The 15,097-nt window shown below is 69.8% G+C and carries 14 protein-coding genes and 1 pseudogene; 7 read left to right on the top strand and 8 right to left on the bottom strand.

Annotated elements, in window-relative coordinates; translation table 11 throughout:
• From DQP57_RS27665 to DQP57_RS19755, 3 genes and pseudogenes are all read left to right on the top strand, one after another.
• Positions 1-137, top strand: a pseudogene (locus DQP57_RS27665) (DUF4350 domain-containing protein); the annotation flags it as partial.
• The gene (locus DQP57_RS19760; RefSeq protein WP_112634410.1) at positions 134-1,111 is read left to right on the top strand and encodes an AAA family ATPase; all 978 of its coding nucleotides are present in this window, start codon (positions 134-136) and stop codon (positions 1,109-1,111) included. The pseudogene DQP57_RS27665 and the gene DQP57_RS19760, both read left to right, overlap by 4 nt.
• Entirely contained in the window at positions 1,111-2,433 is a 1,323-nt protein-coding gene (locus DQP57_RS19755) for a DUF58 domain-containing protein (RefSeq protein WP_112634409.1), read from the top strand. Before DQP57_RS19760 ends, DQP57_RS19755 begins: the two co-directional genes overlap by 1 nt.
• Positions 2,434-2,437: 4 nt before the next feature.
• Here the strand turns inward: DQP57_RS19755 and DQP57_RS19750 are convergent, their stop codons facing one another.
• Positions 2,438-3,430, bottom strand: coding sequence for a stage II sporulation protein M (locus tag DQP57_RS19750; RefSeq protein ID WP_112634408.1), 993 nt, complete (start codon positions 3,428-3,430; stop codon positions 2,438-2,440).
• A gap of 77 nt (positions 3,431-3,507) precedes the next feature.
• Here DQP57_RS19750 and DQP57_RS19745 point away from each other — a divergent pair, with 77 nt between their 5' ends.
• Entirely contained in the window at positions 3,508-4,422 is a 915-nt protein-coding gene (locus DQP57_RS19745) for an RDD family protein (protein WP_112634407.1), read from the top strand.
• Here DQP57_RS19745 and DQP57_RS19740 read toward each other — a convergent pair.
• Complete coding sequence (locus tag DQP57_RS19740) at positions 4,419-4,802, bottom strand: hypothetical protein (RefSeq protein ID WP_112634406.1); 384 nt, start codon at positions 4,800-4,802, stop codon at positions 4,419-4,421. The genes DQP57_RS19745 and DQP57_RS19740 overlap by 4 nt on opposite strands.
• Before the next feature lie 201 nt (positions 4,803-5,003).
• On the opposite strand from DQP57_RS19740, the gene DQP57_RS19735 reads away from it, so the two are divergent.
• Positions 5,004-5,723, top strand: a complete 720-nt coding sequence (locus DQP57_RS19735) for a PadR family transcriptional regulator (protein WP_112634405.1) — start codon at positions 5,004-5,006, stop codon at positions 5,721-5,723.
• Between the two features lie 44 nt (positions 5,724-5,767).
• Here the strand turns inward: DQP57_RS19735 and glpK are convergent, their stop codons facing one another.
• Positions 5,768-7,294 carry a glycerol kinase GlpK gene (gene glpK / locus DQP57_RS19730; RefSeq protein ID WP_112634404.1) on the bottom strand — a complete coding sequence of 509 codons (1,527 nt, stop codon included), beginning with the start codon at positions 7,292-7,294 and terminating at the stop codon, positions 5,768-5,770.
• 133 nt (positions 7,295-7,427) lie between these two features.
• Here glpK and DQP57_RS19725 point away from each other — a divergent pair, with 133 nt between their 5' ends.
• A complete protein-coding gene (locus DQP57_RS19725) occupies positions 7,428-8,900 on the top strand; it encodes a glutamate--cysteine ligase (protein WP_112634403.1) in 1,473 nt (490 codons plus the stop codon).
• 10 nt (positions 8,901-8,910) lie between these two features.
• The gene (locus tag DQP57_RS19720) at positions 8,911-9,591 is read left to right on the top strand and encodes a class I SAM-dependent methyltransferase (protein WP_112634402.1); all 681 of its coding nucleotides are present in this window, start codon (positions 8,911-8,913) and stop codon (positions 9,589-9,591) included.
• On the opposite strand, the gene egtE is transcribed toward DQP57_RS19720, so the two are convergent.
• The 5 genes from egtE to egtA are packed head-to-tail and all read right to left on the bottom strand — an operon-like array spanning position 9,588 to position 15,019.
• The gene (egtE, locus tag DQP57_RS19715; RefSeq protein WP_112634401.1) at positions 9,588-10,802 is read right to left on the bottom strand and encodes an ergothioneine biosynthesis PLP-dependent enzyme EgtE; all 1,215 of its coding nucleotides are present in this window, start codon (positions 10,800-10,802) and stop codon (positions 9,588-9,590) included. The genes DQP57_RS19720 and egtE overlap by 4 nt on opposite strands.
• Positions 10,751-11,716: an L-histidine N(alpha)-methyltransferase gene (gene egtD / locus DQP57_RS19710; RefSeq protein ID WP_112634400.1), complete on the bottom strand. Its 966-nt coding sequence runs from the start codon at positions 11,714-11,716 to the stop codon at positions 10,751-10,753. The genes egtE and egtD overlap by 52 nt, the downstream gene beginning before the upstream one ends.
• Entirely contained in the window at positions 11,716-12,414 is a 699-nt protein-coding gene (gene egtC, locus DQP57_RS19705; protein ID WP_112634399.1) for an ergothioneine biosynthesis protein EgtC, read from the bottom strand. The genes egtD and egtC overlap by 1 nt, the downstream gene beginning before the upstream one ends.
• A complete protein-coding gene (gene egtB, locus DQP57_RS19700; protein ID WP_112634398.1) occupies positions 12,414-13,724 on the bottom strand; it encodes an ergothioneine biosynthesis protein EgtB in 1,311 nt (436 codons plus the stop codon). The genes egtC and egtB overlap by 1 nt, the downstream gene beginning before the upstream one ends.
• A complete protein-coding gene (gene egtA, locus DQP57_RS19695) occupies positions 13,721-15,019 on the bottom strand; it encodes an ergothioneine biosynthesis glutamate--cysteine ligase EgtA (protein WP_112634397.1) in 1,299 nt (432 codons plus the stop codon). Before egtA ends, egtB begins: the two co-directional genes overlap by 4 nt.
• Positions 15,020-15,097 lie beyond the last annotated feature (78 nt).

Here is a 15,097-nt window from a genome sequence, read left to right as displayed (position 1 = left end):
CCGCGGCCCAACGCATCGGATCGGATCCGGCGTTCGTCTCCTACCATCTGTTCGGTCCGCCCCCGACGACCGACAACGACCTGTTACAACTTGCCCGTGCGCTCGACGACATCGAAAGGCAGGTCGCACGCCCGTGACACAACCCTCTACCGCCCAATCCCCCACCGCTGAATCGGCACGCGAGGCGCTGCTGGCGTTGCGCGGCGAGCTCGCCAAGGCCGTCGTCGGGCAGGAGGGCGTGGTCAGTGGCCTGGTGATCGCGCTGCTGTGCCGCGGCCACGTGCTGCTGGAAGGCGTTCCGGGGGTGGCGAAGACGCTGCTGGTCCGGGCGCTGTCCGCGGCGCTGCAGCTGGAATTCAAGCGGGTGCAGTTCACGCCCGACCTGATGCCCGGCGACGTGACCGGTTCCCTGGTGTACGACGCGCGCACCGCCGCGTTCGTGTTCCGGCCCGGCCCGGTGTTCACCAACCTGCTCCTGGCCGACGAGATCAACCGGACGCCACCCAAGACCCAGGCCGCGCTGCTCGAGTCGATGGAAGAGCGGCAGGTCAGCGTCGATGGCCAACCGCAGCCGCTGCCCGACCCTTTCATCGTGGCCGCGACGCAGAACCCGGTCGAGTACGAGGGCACCTACCAGCTGCCGGAGGCCCAGCTGGACCGCTTTTTGCTCAAACTGAACGTGACGCTGCCGCCGCGAGACGCCGAGATCGCCATCCTGCACCGGCACGCGCACGGCTTCGATCCGCGCGACCTGTCGGCGATCAACCCGGTGGCCGGACCCGCCGACCTGGCGGCCGGCCGCGACGCCGTCCAGCGGGTGCTGGTCGGCGACGAGGTGCTCGGTTACATCGTCGACATCGTCGGGGCCACCCGCTCCTCGCCCGCGCTGCAACTGGGCGTGTCCCCCCGCGGGGCGACCGCCCTGCTGGCGACGGCGCGCTCCTGGTCCTGGCTGTCCGGCCGCAACTACGTCACTCCCGACGACGTGAAGGCCATGGCCCGTCCGACGCTGCGGCACCGGGTGATGCTGCGGCCCGAGGCCGAACTCGAAGGGGCCACACCCGACGGTGTGCTCGACGGGATTCTGGCGTCGGTTCCGGTGCCCCGCTAGTGGTCCTGACCGGACGCACCGGGCTGGTCGCGCTGATCTGCGTCCTGCCCATCGCGCTGTCCCCTTGGCCGGCAACGACTTTCGCCGCCCTGCTGATAGCGCTGACGATCGTCGTGATCGTCGACATCGTGTTGGCTGCCAGCCCCGCCAAGCTGCGCTACGTCCGTTCCCCGGATCGCTCCGCGCGGCTCGGGCAGCAGCTGGAGTGCGGGCTGTTGATCCACAACGACGGCCCACGCCGGTTCCGCGGCCAGATCCGCGACGCCTGGCCGCCCAGCGCCCAGGCGCGCCCGCGCATCCAGCCACTCGACATTCCGGCCGGGCAGGACCACCACGTCGCGACCCGGCTGCAGCCGGTCCGCCGTGGCGATCAGCGCGCGACCGTGGTGACCGCCCGATCGATCGGCCCGCTGGGCCTCGCGGGACGGCAACGTTCGCGGCCGGTGCCGGGCCAGCTGCGGGTGCTGCCCCCGTTCCTGGCGCGCAAGCACCTGCCGTCGCGGCTCGCCAAGCTGCGCGAGATCGACGGCCTGCTGCCCACGCTGGTGCGCGGGCAGGGAACCGAATTCGATTCGCTGCGAGAGTATGTCGTCGGTGACGACGTCCGCTCGATCGACTGGCGCGCCACCGCCCGCCGCGCCGACGTCGTCGTGCGCACCTGGCGGCCCGAACGCGACCGGCGGGTGGTGATCGTGCTCGACACCGGCCGTACCGCCGCGGGGCGGGTCGGTATTGATCCGACAGCGTCCGACCCGGCGGGGTGGCCGCGGCTGGATTGGTCGATGGACGCCGCGCTGCTCTTGGCGGCCCTGGCCTCGCGGGCCGGGGACCATGTCGACTTCCTCGCCCACGACCGGGTGAGCCGGGCCGGTGTATTCGGCGCCTCGCGCACCGAACTGCTCGCCCAGCTGGTCGACGCGATGGCGCCCCTGCAACCGGCTCTTGTCGAATCCGATTGGCGGGCAGTGGCTTCCGCCATAGCCTTGCGCGCGCGCCGGCGTTCCCTGGTGGTGCTACTGACCGACCTCAACGCGCCCGCCCTCGACGAGGGCCTGCTACCCGTGCTGCCGCAGCTGTCGGCCAAGCATCGTCTGCTGCTGGCCGCGGTCTCCGACCCGCGCGTCGAGCACATGGCCGCCGGGCGTTCGGACGCGGCGGCGGTCTACGACGCGGCGGCCGCCGAACGATCCCGCAACGACCGCGGCGCGATCGCCACGCGGCTGCGCCGCGGCGGGGTGGAAGTCGTCGATGCGCCGCCCGCCGAACTGGCACCGGCGCTGGCAGATCACTATCTGGCGATGAAGGCGACCGGGCGGCTCTGAGGGGTCAACCGGTGGGCACGACGTCGGGCGCGTCCTCCATATCGCCGCTTTCCCCGGCCCGCACCCCGCGGCGGCCGAAGTAGACGATGTAGGACAGGAAGGCCACCTCGGCGAGGACGCCGATGCCGACCCGCATGAACGTCGGCAACGGCGACGGTGTCACCAGCGCCTCGATCAACCCGGAAACCAGAAGCACCGCAACCAAACCCACGGCCACCGAGACGACGGCGCGCCCCTGCTCGGCGAGCACCTGCCCCCGGGGCCGGTCGCCGGGGGCGATCACCGACCACCCCAGCCGCATTCCCGTTGCCCCCGAGAGGAAGACGGCCGTCAGCTCGAGCAGCCCGTGCGGGGCAAGCAGGCCCAGCAGCAGCCCACCCTTGCCGGCCGGAAACATCAGTCCCGCAATGACGCCCAGATTGGCGGCGTTCTCGAACAGCACGAAGGGGATCGGCAGTCCCAACACCACGGACAGCGCGATGCACTGGGCCGAAACCCAGGAATTGTTCACCCAGATCTGCAACGCGAACGCGGCGGCGGGGTGTTCGCTGTAATAGGACTCGACATCGTGGTTGACCAATTGCTGGATATCGGTGGGGGTTCCGAGGGCGGACTGGACGTCGGGGCTGCCGGCGACCCATAGCGCGACGATCACGACCACGGCGAAGAACGCCGCCGCCGTGGCCAGCCACCACCGCCAGGTGCGGTACGCCACGACCGGGAAGGACACCGTCCAGAACCGGGTGAACGCGCTGCTCAGTGGCGCGTGGGCGCCCGTCACCGCCGAACGGGCCCGCGCCACCAGGCTGGAGAGCCGACCGATCAGCACGGAATCCGAGGAGGCCGAGCGCAGCATCGACAGGTGCGTCGAGACCCGCTGATACAGCTCGACGAGTTCGTCGATTTCCGCACCGGACAACGACCGGCGCCTCCCGATCAATCGGTCGAGGCGGTCCCAAGTAGGGCGATGGGCCAGCACGAACGCGTCGACATCCACCCTGGGCAGCCTAATCGCACCGCCGGCATGGCAAAGGGCGGCCGGGCGCGCGGGCCCAGCCTGTACCGTTCGAAGTTATGTCGGAGGTGGTGACCGGAGACGCTGTGGTGCTCGATGTGCAGATCGCCCAGCTGCCGGTGCGGACGTTGAGCGCACTGATCGACATCACGGTGATGGTCATCGGTTACCTGCTCGGCCTGATGTTGTGGGCCGCCACCCTGACTCAATTCGATACCGCACTGAGCAACGCGATCCTGCTGACTTTTACGGTGCTGGTAATTGTGGGCTATCCCTTGGTCCTCGAAACGGCGACGCGGGGACGCTCGGTGGGCAAGATCGCGATGGGTCTGCGGGTGGTGTCCGACGACGGGGGCCCGGAACGCTTCCGCCAGGCCCTGTTTCGCGCCCTGGCGGCGCTGGTGGAAATCTGGATGCTGTTCGGGAGCCCGGCCGTGATCTGCAGCATCCTGTCCCCCAAGGCCAAACGGATCGGCGATATCTTCGCGGGCACGGTGGTGGTCAACGAACGCGGGCCCCGCCTCGGCCCCCCGCCCATGATGCCGCCGTCACTGGCGTGGTGGGCGTCGTCGCTGCAGCTGTCGGGGCTACCCGTCGGTCAGGTCGAGGTTGCGCGCCAATTCCTTTCCCGGGCAACACAGCTCGATCGTCAGCTGCGCTTGCAGATGGCGTACCGGATCGCCGGTGACGTGGTGGCCCGCATCGCGCCGCCGCCCCCGCCCGGCGCCCCGCCGGAACTCGTGCTCGCCGCGGTCCTTGCCGAGCGGCACCGCCGCGAGCTGGCCCGGCTGCGGCCGGCCATGCCCCCACCGGGACAGATGGGGCCCTGGCCACCGGCGGGCCCCCCGTACCACGGCCCCCGGGGCTGGGCTACCCCGCCGCCGCAACAAGTCGCCGGATGGCCCGACCCGCACGCGAATCGCCCCGCCCCGGGAGATTCGGGGGCGCCGGGTGGTTTCTCACTGCCGCACTAGCCGGCCACACTCGCCGCCATCAGGGCGACGTCGGCGATCAGCAATGCCCATCCGCACAGCGGAACCGCGATGCCCCAGCGGCGTTTGGCGGTGAAGATCGAGACGATGATGGTGAGGACGGCGACCGCTGGTGCGCCGTAGAACGCCACGCCGAAATTGATCCCGCCGTGGCCCAGGTTCGGACAGCTGCGGTCGCTGCAGCCATCGGTGCTCATGACAGCGCCGAGCGCGAAGAGCATCACCAGCGCGGCGCCGGGCACCGTCGCCAGAGCCAAACCCCAATTGACCCACGGCCGGGCGTTCCGGCGCGGCGGGCCGTCGGGTCGGCCGCCCGCGGCCGGGCCCGCGCTGCCCACCGTGAGGTTGTTGTTGGCGTCCATCCCGATAGCTGGTACCCGCGTCTGCCGCATGCAAACCGCATCGCGCCGCAGTCGCATCCGGGTATTTGGCCGATCTGCCCAGCTCAGCGCGCAAACGGGCGCGAGTTTCAACATATCCGGTTGCATCGCCGATAGTTTTCGATATATCGTGATGCTTCGAAGCGCGCAATCCTGCGCGACCCACACACGTAAGGACACACAATGAGCAACCCCTTCACTCCCCCCGACGGTCCCTTCGCCGGCCGGCCCGGCTTCGGATTCGGCTTTGGCTCCGGCCCGGTCGACCGGCGCGCCCTGCACGAAGCGCGGCGCCAGGCCCGCCGGGACTTCCGCGAGCACCTGCGCGACCACGCCGGCGGCCCCGACGGCCCGCTCGGCTTCGGTCCGGGCTTCGGCCCGGGTTTCGGTCCCGGTTTCGGTCCGGGCTTCGGCTTCGGCGGCCCGGGCGGCCGGCGCGGCGCATGGCGCCGTGGCGGTCCCGGTCGCGGCAAGCGCGGTGACGTGCGCGCCGCCATCCTGACGCTGCTGACCGAACGGCCGATGCACGGCTACGAAATGATTCAGCTGATCGCCGAGCGCAGCAACGGACTGTGGAAGCCGAGCCCCGGTTCGGTGTATCCGACGCTGCAGCTGCTCGACGACGAAGGCCTGATCACCGCCAGCGAAAGCGAAGGCAGCAAGAAGCTTTTCGAGCTGACCGAACCGGGCCGCGCGGCGGCCGAAAAGATCGAGACCCCGCCGTGGGACGAGATCACCGAAGGCGCCGACCCGGGCCACATGAATCTGCGGGCGGCCGTAGGCCAGTTGTTCGGCGCGGTCGGGCAGTCCGCCCACACCGCATCCGCCGAGCAGCAGCAGCGCATCGTCGAGATCCTCAACAATGCGCGGCGGGAGATCTACGGCATCCTCGGCGAAGACTGAGCGCCGCTGAGCGGGCCCTGGATCGGGTCATCTCACGTGACCCACTACGTCACGTCGACCCAATCCAGGGTCCGCTGCACCGCCTTGCGCCAGCCCGCATAACCCGCGGCGCGCTGCTCGTCGTTCCACGCCGGCTCCCACCGCCTGCCCTCTTGCCAGTTGGCCCGCAGGTCGGCCGGGTCGGCCCAGAACCCCACCGCCAAACCGGCGGCGTAGGCGGCGCCGAGCGCGGTGGTCTCGGCGACCACCGGCCGTACCACGTCCACCCCCAGCACGTCGGCCTGAATCTGCATGCACAGATCGTTGCCGGTGATCCCGCCGTCGACCTTTAAAACCTCAAGGTGCACACCGGAATCCGCGGCCATGGCATCGACCACGTCGCGACTCTGGTAGCAGATCGCCTCCAGGGTGGCGCGCGCCAGGTGTGCGTTGGTGTTGAACCGCGACAGCCCGACGATCGCGCCGCGCGCGTCGGATCGCCAGTACGGCGCGAACAACCCGGAAAAGGCGGGCACGAAATAGACGCCGCCGTTGTCGTCGACCTGGCGTGCCAGCGATTCGCTTTGGGCGGCACCGCTGATGATGCCCAGCTGATCGCGCAGCCACTGGACGGCCGCCCCGGTGACCGCGATCGAACCCTCAAGCGCGTACACGGGTTTGGCGTCGCCGAACTGATAGCAGACCGTGGTCAGCAGCCCGTTGTCGGACCGCACGATCGTCTCACCGGTGTTGAGCAGCAGGAAATTCCCCGTGCCGTAGGTGTTTTTGGCTTCGCCTTCGGACAGGCACACCTGGCCCACCATCGCCGCGTGCTGATCGCCGAGCATCCCGGCGATCGGCACCTCACCGCCGGCCGGCCCGGTCTCGATCGTCACGCCGTAGGGCTGCGGCGACGACGACGGCCCGATCGTGGGCAACATCGCCCGCGGCACGGAGCAGAACGACAGCAGCTCGTCGTCCCAGTCCAGGGTCTCCAGGTTCATCAGCATGGTCCGGCTGGCGTTGGTCACGTCGGTGGCGTGCACGCCGCCGCGCGGACCGCCGGTCAGGTTCCACAACACCCAGGTGTCGGCGGTCCCGAACAGCGCGTCGCCGCTTTCGGCGGCCTCGCGCACCCCGTCGACGTTGTCCAGAATCCATTGCAGCTTGGCGCCGGAGAAGTAGGTGGCCGGGGGCAGGCCGGCCTTGCGGCGGATGACGTCGCCGCGACCGTCGCGTTCCAGCGCCGACGCGATCCGGTCGGTGCGGGTGTCCTGCCAGACGATCGCGTTGTAATAGGGCCGCCCGGTCTTGCGGTTCCACACCAGCGTCGTCTCGCGTTGATTCGTGATACCCAATGCCGCAATGTTTTTCGTACTCAGGTTGGCCCGGTTCAACACCGACGTCAGCACCGATGAGGTGCGCTCCCAGATCTCCACCGGGTCGTGCTCCACCCAGCCGGCGCGGGGCAGAATCTGTTCGTGCTCGAGTTGATGGCGAGCCACCTCGGCACCCTCGTGATCGAAGATCATGCAGCGAGTGCTGGTGGTCCCCTGGTCGATCGCGGCGACGAATTCGGCGAACTCGGCCAACTGCTCTCCTCCACCCGTGCCCGGAACACTGTTGCGTCGACGTCCATCATGGTCTACCCGCCGAGCGAACGAGACCGCAACCGCGACTCGTGGGAGCTTGCGTTACGGGCGGTAACCCTGTTGCATCTGCGGTGTGGGCGAAGAGGTCAAGCGCACCACGTACGACAGCGCACAACGACGGGAATACCGGCGCAAGGTGCAGCTGTGCGTGGATGTCTTCGAGACGATGCTCGCCCGGTCATGTTTCGAATCCGAGCAGCCACTGACGGGCATGGAGATCGAGTGCAACCTCGTCGACGCCGATTACCAGCCGGCCATGTCGAATCGCAATGTGCTCGACGCCATCGGTGATCCCGCCTATCAGACCGAATTGGGTGCCTACAACATCGAATTCAACGTCCCGCCGCACGCGCTGCCCGGGCACTCCGGGCTCGATCTCGAGGCGGAGGTGCGGGCCAGCCTCAACGACGCCCAGTCCAAGGCCGGCGCCGCGGGCGGGGCCCACATCGTGATGATCGGCATCCTGCCCACGCTGATGCCCGAACACCTCGACCACGACTGGATGAGCGAATCGAAGCGATACGCCGCGCTGAACGAATCGATCTTCACCGCCCGCGGTGAAGACATTCCCATCGACATTTCCGGCCCGGAACCGCTGAGCTGGCAGACGGCCACGATCGCTCCCGAATCAGCCTGTACCAGCATGCAATTGCATCTGCAGCTGGCGCCGGAGGCGTTCGCCGCCAACTGGAATGCGGCGCAGATCGTCGCCGGTCCGCAGCTGGCGCTGGGCGCCAACTCACCGTTCTTCTTCGGGCACCTGCTGTGGGCGGAAACCCGCATCGAGCTGTTCACCCAGTCCACCGACACCAGGCCCGAGGAGCTGAAAACCCAAGGTGTGCGCCCGCGAGTGTGGTTCGGCGAACAGTGGATCGGCTCGGTCCTGGACCTCTACCAAGAGAACATCCGCTACTTCCCGTCCCTGCTGCCCGAGGTATCCGACGAGGATCCGGTGGCCGAACTGGCCGCCGGGCGCATGCCGCAGCTAGCCGAACTGCGCTTACACAACGGCACCGTTTACCGGTGGAACCGCCCGGTGTACGACGTGGTCGACGGCCGCCCGCATCTGCGGCTGGAGAATCGGGTGTTGCCGGCCGGGCCGACCGTCGTCGACATGCTGGCGAACTCGGCCTTCTTCTACGGGGTGCTGCGCGGCCTGTCCGAAGCGGACGACCCGTTGTGGCACCACATGGATTTCGGTGTGGCAGAAGCCAATTTCCTGGCGTCGGCGCGCTACGGCATCGACGCGCGGCTGCACTGGCCCGGCGTGGGCGAGGTGAGCGCCCGTGACCTGGTGCTCGACAATCTGCTGCCGATCGCGGAGCAGGGACTACAGCGCTGGGGCGTCGACGCCGAGGTGCGCGACCGGTTCCTCGGCGTGATCGAGGGCCGGGCGCGAGCGGGGCGCAACGGTGCCAGCTGGCAGGTGTCCACCGTGCGAGCGCTGCAGGACGGCGGCATGAGCAGGCCGGCGGCGCTGGCCGAGATGCTGCGCCGGTACTGCGAACACATGCACGCCAACGAGCCGGTGCACACCTGGGAGTAGTTTCGAACCCATGTCGTCTGATCACGTGATGGACTGGGACAGCGCCTACCGCGAGCAGGCCCACTTCGAGGGTCCGCCGCCGTGGAACATCGGTGAGCCGCAACCCGAACTGGTGGCGCTGGTCGCGGCCGGCAAATTCCGCAGCGACGTGCTCGATGCCGGCTGCGGAGTCGCCGAGCTGTCACTGGCGCTGGCCGCACAGGGATACACGGTGGTCGGTGTCGACCTCACGCCCACCGCCGTCGCGGCGGCCACCAAGGCCGCCCAGGAGCGCGGTCTGACCACGGCCAGCTTCGTGCAGGCCGACATCACGTCGTTCTCCGGCTACGACGGACGGTTCTCCACGGTGGTGGACAGCACGCTGTTCCATTCACTTCCGGTGGAGGGCCGCGACGGCTACCTGAGGTCGGTACACCGGGCCGCCGCTCCGGGGGCGAGCCTGTTCGTCCTGGTGTTCGCCAAGGGCGCTTTCCCGGCCGAGTTGGAAACGAAGCCCAACGAGGTCGACGAGGACGAACTGCGCGCCGCGGTGAGCAAGTACTGGGAGATCGACGAGATCCGCCCGGCCTTCATCCTGTCCAACGTCGTCAACATCCCCAACGCGCCCTTCGAATTTCCGCAGCACGACCGCGACGAGAAGGGCCGGCTCAAGATGCCGGCCTACCTGCTGACCGCGCATAAAGCCGGCTAGCCGGTTGCGGTCGCCGCGGTGGCGGCGATGAGCGCCTCGGCGAACGTCTCCAGGTCGGCGGCCGTGGTGTCCAGGTGTGGTGAGATCCGCAACACCGGTTCGGTGAGCTCCAGCGGCGCCCGCTGCACCCCGGCGAAGGTGGTCAGGATCCGTCGCTCGGCCAGCAGCCACGCCCGCACCGCCTGCGGGTCGGCGCCCTCGCTCGGCGCCAAAGTGGTGATGGCACTGGGCTCTTCGACCTCTTCGAACACCGTCCACCCGCCGACATCGGACAGAACCGTGCGGCTCAGGGCGCCCAGCTCGGCCAGCCGCGCGCGCACCGCCCGCGGCCCGTACGCCAGGTGCTCGCCCAGCGCCAGCGAAAACCCCACGCGCGCGGCGATATTCGCCTCGCCGAATTCCAATTGTTTAGCCACCGTCGGTGCGCCGTCCTTGCTGACCCACTGCGGCGCGGCCAGCCTGGGGTGCAGGCGTTCCATCAGCTCGCGGCGCACCCCGAGGATCCCCACCCCGCGCGGACCGGCGAGCCACTTGCGCGACGAGGAGTAGGTCGCGTCGGCGCCCACCGCGCAGTCCACCTGGCCCAGGGCCTGAGCCGCGTCGACGACGAGGGGCAGCCCCAATTCCCGGCACAGTTGGGCGACCATCGAAACCGGTTGCACCACACCGCGATGGCTGGCCACCGCGGTCAGATGCACCAGGTCCGGCGGGTCGCTGTCCAGGGCCAGCGCCGCGTCGTCGAGCGCGACCCGGCCGTCTTCCAGCGTCGGCAACAGCTGCCGGTCGAATCCGTGGGCGGACATCAGGGCGAGGTTCGGCCCGTATTCGCCGGGCAGGCACGCCACCCTTTTTCGGTCCGTCGTTCGCGCCGGCCAGCTGCCCAGCAGCAGATCGAGGGCGTTGAGCGAGCCGGTGGTGAAAACCACTTCGGCATCGGGCATTCCGGCCAGCGCGGCGAATGCGGCGCGCCCGGCATCGAGCACCGGTGTGGCGGCCTCCGCCGCGACATAGCCGCCGACTTCGGATTCGTTGCGGGCATGCTGTGCGGTGGCCTCGATCACCGCCAGGCTCTGCCGAGAACAGGCCGCGTTGTCGAGGTGCAGCCCGGCCATCGGCGGGCGGGCCGACCGCCACCGGTCGGCCAGCGCGTCGCTGCCGGTCACTTCACGGCCAGCGACAACCCGAAGTCGCCCGCCTCGTCGAACCACCATCGGGTGCGGCGCAACCCCGCGGCGGCCAGTTCGTCAGTCACCTTGTCGGAGTGGAACTTACACGACACCTCGGTGAGCATCTCCTCGCCGGCCTCGAAGTCGACGGTCAGGTCGAGCGCGTCGATCCGCACCCGCTGGCGACGATCGGAGCGCAGCCACATCTCGATGCGTTCCTCGGTCGCGTTCCACCGGGCCACATGCCGGTAGGCGTCGACGTCGAAATCCGCGTCGAGTTCCCGATTGACCACGGCGAGCACATTGCGGTTGAACGCCGCCGTCACGCCGGCGGCGTCGTCGTAGGCCCGCACGAGCCGCTCGGTGTCCTTGACCAGGTCCGTGCCCAGCAGCAGGCTGTCGCCGGCGCGCATCTGCGCGGACAGCGCGGCAAGGAACTCCGCGCGCGGGCCGGGCGTGAGATTGCCGATCGTCGACCCCAGGAACACGAACAGCCGCCGCCCACCATCGGGGATCTTCGACAGGTGCTCTTCGAAATCGCCGCAGACCGCCTTGATTTCGATCCCGGCGTATTCCTGCGCAATGGCCGCGGCGGCCGTCGACAGGATGCTGGCGTCGACGTCGAACGGGACGAACCTGCGCAGCGAACCACGCTCGCGCAGGGCGTCGAGCAACAGCCGGGTCTTCTCCGACGTCCCGCTGCCCAGTTCCACCAGCGTGTCGGCCTCGCTGGCCGAGGCCACTTCGGCCGCCCGCGCGCGCAGGATCTCGGCCTCGGCGCGGGTGGGGTAATACTCGGGCAATCGGGTGATCTGGTCGAACAGCTCGCTGCCCACCGAGTCGTAGAACCATTTGGGCGGCAACGACTTCGGTGTCTTCCGTAGGCCATCGAGCACATCGCGGCGCAGCGCGTGGTACGCCGAGTCGGCGGCCAGGTGGTTGGACAGCGACAGCGTCATCAAGATCCTCTCGACTGATCCAGCGGCGTCATCTGGACACCGTCGGCGGTGACTTCGACAAGGTGGCGGTCCGGCACGTCCTCCCAGTCGGAGTCGTTGTCATAGGGTTCGCTGGCCAGCACCACACCGTCGGCGCGGCGCAGGATGGACAGCGTGTCACCCCAGGCCGTCGCTACCATGCGAGAGCCGTTGGCGGCCAGGATGTTCAGCCGGGCGGTCGGGTCGGCCTGCGCAATCTCGACGACGGTCTGCCCGAGCGCGTGCAGGCCGCGCTCGAAGATCATCGCCGCCAATATGGCGCTGTCACAGACCGATTCGGCCCGCGACGTCGTCGGCAGCACGGACCGGTCGACGATTCCGTTGTGCGACAACAGCCACCGCCCGTCGGTGAACGGCGCGCACGCGCTGGCCTCGATCGGCATGCCGACCGTCGCCGAGCGCACGGCGGCCACGACGCAGTGGCTGTGCAGGGCGGGCGCGATGGAATCGAAGGACACATCGCCCCACAGCGGCGCCTGGCTGCGCCAACGGCGCGCCACGTCACCGTCGAAAAACCCGACGCCCCAACCGTCGGCGTTGAGCAGGCAGTGCTTTTGCCGGCGCGGCGCATAGGACTGCACCCGCAGCCCGAACGGCGGGTCGAGCACCAACGAGGAAACGGTGACGTCGGCCCCCAGCCAGCCCAGGTGCCGGCACATCAGGCGGGGCCCCCGGCGTCGGGGACGTCCCACGCCAACCGGACACCGGAGAAGATCTGGCGCCGGTACGGGTGATCCCAGTTGCGAAAGCTCGGCCGCATGATGCCCGGCTCGACCGCCCACGAGCCGCCGCGCAGCACCCGGTAGTCGCCGTCGAAGAACGGCTGCGAATAGCGTTCGTAGAGCATCGGGACGAACCCCGGCCACGGCCGCAGCGGCGAGCTGGTCCACTCCCAGACGTCGCCGAGGAGCTGCTCGGCCCCGTACGCGGAGCCGCCGGCGGGATACGCGCCCACCGGCGCGGGCCGCAACGCCGCGCCGCCCAGGTTCGCCAGCGTCTCGTCCGGTGTGCGCTCGCCCCAGGGGTAGCGGCGCCGGGTGCTGGTGGACGGATCCCAGGTGCAGGCCTTCTCCCATTCCATCTCCGTGGGCAGCCGGGCACCGGCCCAGGCCGCGTAGGCCTCGGCCTCGAAATAGCTGACGTGCTGGACGGGTTCATCGGCGGGGATGTCTTCGACATGGCCGAACCGGGTGCGGGTGGCGCCGTCGGAATTCCAGAACTGCGGGGCGGTCAGGCCCGCCCCCTGGCGGTGCTGCCAGCCGCGCTCGGACCACCAGCGCGGCTGGTCGTAACCGCCGTCGTCGACGAACTGGCGCCATTCGCCGTTGGTGACCGGGACCCGGCCGATCCGGAACGTGGGCACGTCGACGACGTGGGCGGGGCGCTCGTTGTCCAGCGCGTACGGTTCGCTTGCGGCGTCCACGCCGAGGACGAACTCACCGCCGGGCACCAGCACCGATGCGCCGGCCAGCCCCGGGCGACCCGCCGGCAGCGTCGACGCCTCCCGCAGCAGCGGTGCGCCGGTGCGCAAGTTCAACGCCTGCAGCATGGTCTCGTCGTGCTGGTTTTCGTGGCTGACCACCATCGCGTAGACGAAGGCCGCCTCGTCACCGGCGGGGTCGTCGGGCAGCACATCCAGCGCGTCGAGCACGGCCGAGCGCACGGTGCGGCAGTAGGCCCGCGCTTTGTCCGGCGACAGCAGCGGCAGATCGACCCGGCTGGCGCGCGAATGCACGAAGGCGTCGTAGAGCCCCTCGACGGCGGGCGGCAGCATCCCCGGTCGCGCGGGGTCACCACCCCGCAGCAGCCACAGCTCTTCTTGCTGGCCGATGTGCGCCAGATCCCACACCAGCGGGCTCATCAGCGGGTCGTACTGCCGGCAGAGTTCGGCGTCGTCGAACTCGACCAGGCGCAACGTCCGCTGCCGCGTCCGCGCCAAGTCGTCGGCGATGGCCTGTCGTGACGTCACAGCTCCCCTTGCGCCAGGCGCCCGACCGTAGGGGTCAGGCCGTGCTCGATCACCTGGTCGGCGAAATCGTCGCCCGGACAGCGGCCCTGCTCGACCAGGCGGACCAACCGCTGCATCGACTCGACGAGCTCCGTCGGCGCTTTCGCGGCGGCGAGGGCCACGCAGGCGTTGGCCGCCCGGTACAGCCGTCGATCCCGCAGGCCCACCCGGGCCGCGGTGTCCCAGGCGGTCGCCACCGGCTCGACGGCCTCGGCGGCGATGTCGGCGGCGACCGGGTCGTCGAGCAGGGCCACCAGGGTGAACGCCACGGCGGGCCACAACGCGTCCGGCACGCTGTCCAGGTAGCGGATCTCCAGCCACTGCCTGGGCCGCACGGGCGGGAACAGCGTGGTGAGGTGGTAGTCCAGGTCGGCCAGGGTGGGGCGGCGGCCCCCGAGCAGCACCCGGCCGTCGACCCAGTCGGCAAAGGGCACCCAATGCGTGACGGCCTCGGCGTCGGGGGTGTGCACCAGCATCACCGGGGCCTTGAGGGCATAGCGCGCCCAGTCGGTGCCCGGGTCGTCGCCGCTGGCCCCCAGGATGGGCCCGCAGCGCGCCGAATCCATCCGGCCCCACACCCGCTGGCGGCTGGACACCCAGCCGGTGAAGTCGCCCGCCAGCATCGGCGAGTTGGCCGTGATCGCGATCATGGTGGGCCCCAACGCGTGCGCCAGGCGCACCCGCGCCGCCCAGCCATCCCGCGGCCCGGCATCCACATTGACCTGGATGGAGGCGGTGGACGTCATCATCGCCGCGCCCGCCTCCCCGGAGTGGCTGGTCGCGAAGAACTGTTCCATGGCGCGGTACCGGGCGCCGGGATTGATGCGCTTGGGCGGCCGCAGCGGGTCCGCGCCGAGGAAGACCAAGCCCAGCCCGGCTTCGGCGAACGCCGGCTGCAGCACGGCCTGGTCCCGGCGCATGGCCTCGATGGCGGGTGCCACGCCGTCGGCCGGCGGCCCGGACAGTTCGACGGCGCCGCCCGGTTCCACGGTTATCCTGCTGCCGCCCGGCATCGCGGGCATCGCGGCGAGCACGTCGGCGATTTCGTCCCAGCTCGGCCTGCGGTGCGCGTCGGCCGGGTCGTGGCAGTGGGCCTCCAATTCCAGACCCACCCGGCCCAGCGGGGCGTCCACCAGACACCCTTCGGCGATGTATTGCGCGACGGTCGCCGAGTCGGCCGGCTCCGGGGCCGAGTCGGCACCGGCCACCCGCGCCTCCGATTGCGCAGCCGCGGCAGTGATCGGCGCGAACGTCATATCACGATCCCTTCGGGCACCCCGCAAGCCTGAACGTGCGCCTGCGGACCGCTTTCCTGCGCAGCTAATCGAACGATA

Origin of the sequence: Mycobacterium colombiense (assembly GCF_003284935.1) — a bacterium.
Taxonomy (GTDB): domain Bacteria; phylum Actinomycetota; class Actinomycetes; order Mycobacteriales; family Mycobacteriaceae; genus Mycobacterium; species Mycobacterium arosiense_A.
Note: the sequence above shows the minus strand (reverse complement) of the source record. Positions and strands in the feature narration are given on the sequence as shown.